The sequence below is a fragment of the Pricia sp. genome, from assembly GCF_041745955.1.
In the GTDB taxonomy this organism is placed as follows: Bacteria; Bacteroidota; Bacteroidia; order Flavobacteriales; family Flavobacteriaceae; genus Pricia.
The window spans coordinates 1-3430 of sequence record NZ_JBGTHY010000085.1; the positions used below are offsets into that span (position 1 = coordinate 1).

2 protein-coding genes are annotated in these 3430 nt (G+C 39.1%); both read left to right on the forward strand.

The annotated features are described in order from the left end of the window. Positions 1-1021 (forward strand): dTDP-4-amino-4,6-dideoxygalactose transaminase (rffA, locus tag ACEW8S_RS02890; protein WP_373516683.1); only part of this gene is annotated, 1021 nt, incomplete at its 5' end. Continuing rightward, entirely contained in the window at positions 1011-2567 is a 1557-nt protein-coding gene (locus ACEW8S_RS02895; protein ID WP_373516684.1) for a hypothetical protein, read from the forward strand. The genes rffA and ACEW8S_RS02895, both read left to right, overlap by 11 nt. Positions 2568-3430 lie beyond the last annotated feature (863 nt).

Genomic DNA, 3430 nt, shown 5'->3' on the forward strand with positions numbered 1-3430 from the left:
CACAAAAAAATGTCAAACATTTTTTGAACGGCGGTATGGTTTTTTAAAGACTTTTTTGACCACATCTTGCACAGATGCCTTGGAGATGTGCGCAATTTTATTGGATATCGAACCCGGAGATGAGGTGATAATGCCCTCTTACACTTTCGTCTCAACGGCTAATGCCTTCATATTGCGCGGGGCAAAGATTGTCTTCTGTGACAGCGAAAAAAACAATCCCAACATTGACGCAGAATCCATAGAAAGTTTAATAACGGCAAAAACGAAGGCAATCGTTGTGGTGCATTATGCCGGTGTGGCCTGTGATATGGATAAAATTATGGCAATAGCTGATACACATTCCCTTTTCGTGGTCGAAGATGCGGCCCAGGCTATCGATTCGTTTTATAAAGATCTGCCATTAGGAAGTATGGGTCATTTAGCGGCATTCTCTTTTCACGAAACAAAGAATATAAGTGCAGGAGAAGGCGGTATGCTCGTGGTAAACGATGAACGTTTTGTAAAGAGAGCCGAAATTATTTGGGAGAAGGGAACAAATCGTTCTTCTTTTTTTAGAGGGGAGGTAGATAAGTATGGTTGGATGGATATCGGATCTTCTTTCTTGCCTTCCGATATAACGGCTGCATTCCTGTACGCACAATTAAAGAATATTGATGACCTACAATCTCGTAGAGTAGCGCTATGGAACAGCTACCATCAGTTATTGGGTTCGAAGAAAACTAGTTTTCTGCTGCCGAAAAATCCGTCCTATGCCAAACACAACGGGCATATCTATTATATTACCTGTACATCTTTAGAAGAACGGACATATATCTTGAAATGTCTGAAAGAAAAAGGGATACACGCAGTTTTTCACTATCAAGGGCTACATGATAGTTCTTTTTACCACGCTAAACACGACGGTCGCGTATTGCCAAACTGTGATTTTTTTACACAAACATTAATCAGGTTGCCCCTATATTATGACCTGTCTTTTTCCGACGTTGAATATATAAGTAGTTTATTGCTCAATGAATTATAAAAAAGAGGCATACCTATTCGTCGCCTATTTTTTCGGTAACGGTTTCATGCTTGTGAACAATGGCGTGATTTGGGAAGACTGGACGGTCTTCGATATGGAGAGTGCCGGCCTTGCCCAGCAGTTCGGGGAGAACGGCTTCGGTTTCATGGTGCCTGTGCATAGGGCACTTAACGGAAGCATCTATTCCCCGCTTCTCTATCATTGGCTATCTTTTTTTCTCCTCTTCGGGGCATACGTTTTCATTCACAGGATATTAAAACAATTTTCAGTCGATGAAAATTCCGCATTTCTGACTACCCTTTTGGCGATGTTAGCACCGTATTATGAAACAAAGAACCTGATGATCTGTATGCCCTACGCCCTTTTCTTGCTCTCTTTCTGTTGGGGGCTTTATCTGGTTTTCGGTTATTACGAAGGCCGTCGCGAAATCAAGGGTTTGGTTGCGGGCGTATTATTGTTATTCTTCAGTTTTTTTCTGAATTCGCTGATTCCAATGTTCCTTTGCGTATACACTTTATTCTTTTTCGTAAGCAACGATTTCTCAATGGCCGCTTTTAAATCGAAGAGTCGTCATTATTTATTTTTACTGGGCGGCCTTTTATTTCTACCATTTTTGTTTTGGGTTTTTAAAAAAGCGTTTTTCCCAGTCAAGGGACTATACGCGAGCAGTGGCTATAATGTTATTAACCTTTCGATTAAGGAACTACCGTCACAGTTGAAAATGGTTTTTATGGAAAATGTTGTCGGTATTTACGATGAATTCGTACGGCTGCTCGTGTACGATGTGGACTTCGGTCTTTTTGCAATTGTGGCCAGTGCGGCGGTCTGCGCCCTGGTATTAAGAAGAAGCTCATTTAAGACAGGATGTAATAAAAACATATTTCGCTACGCGCTCGCTGGCATGATACTTTTCTTTGTCGGCGCCTTCCCATACCTTATCGTTGGTAAACTTCCCAGATATTTCGTATATGATACGAGGCATCAAATTCTCCTCTCCATTGGGGTAGCCCTCTTCACGTATGCCCTAGTCATATCGCTACCCTTGATTCTTCGTAAAACGGCTTATTTTGTCTTTCTATTGACATTTTTGGTCAATACCGTCAGTGGGAATATCAATTTTCTTCGGGGTTGGATAAAGATTGAGGCGTTACAGCATGACATCAGAAAACTGGATATGGGCGGAGGGGGTACGATTCTCACCACAGGTTTTGACGGGCAACTGAATGCGACCGAAAACCCATTGACGTTTTACGAGTTGAGCGGAATATTCAAAAGTACGCTTGGAAGGCAAGACTGTTTTTTTGTACATAATAAACATGCCAAAGCGATAATCAACATGACTCCAGGAATTTTAGAACATGCAAAAAAATTTAACATGAGGGACTATAAAACGACCGACCCCAGTGGTGTCAAAACACTAGGCGTAAAGTATAATACCCAAAAGATGGCTTATTTTGATGTGCTCATATCAACCAAGCTCTATTATGGAAAAAAGGAGATGTTCCAAATGAACATTGATAGTATTTTGAGTGTTGAAATCAAATAATGGGATTTTAGAATGCCTACTGTACTTATAACATTGCCCAGATTGAATCTATGGTCTAACAAAAGGCAGGCACTTTGTGTATTGCTAAAACACAACCACCTTGGGAAGCCTTTAAACGAAAGATTTTCAGTATCACGACATCAAGTCTATATCTTCGGTATCCAATAAAACATCATGATGATTACAGTTACTAAATACCTCGACTCTATAGTACTTTTTCTTTTTTGCCTGCTAGTATTTGCATTCATTGTTTTTCACGTTCCTACAGATATACAAACACATATCGCTAAGGTCGCTACAATAGCGAACGGTCAGAGTTCTTATCCCCCCAATTTTCTATTTTATTGGTTGGGAAATTTGTTTTCTGGTTTTTCCGGAGATATAGAAAGGATTAAGTTAGTTACCATATTACTCTTATCTTTTGCGACGGTGTCAAAATATGCTGTTTCAAAACATTTCATTATGTATTGCAGCAAGCGCTGCGAACATATAATTACGAGGAATAAAATTTACCTGATTGCAATTTTGCTTTTTTTCTGTTTTGCAATTGCCGACCCTTTTTTTCTATTTGTTTTCAAAAGAATGTATTTAGGTAAAATCGTTCCGATTGTCTGGCACAACTCTACCACAATAATGCTTTTCCCATTTGCAATTTTACTTTATTGGAAGCAGTTGTTAGTTTTTAATTCATTAGATAAAATTAATTCTATTGACATTATAACGATTAATTTTTTGGTTATCGTAAACATCCTCATTAAGCCATCCTTTATTTTTGTCTATTTGCCGGTGACCTTCTTTTTTTTGATTCGAAAACTAAGTTTCGACCGAATAAAATCGCTTATTCTGTGCATGACGCCATTATT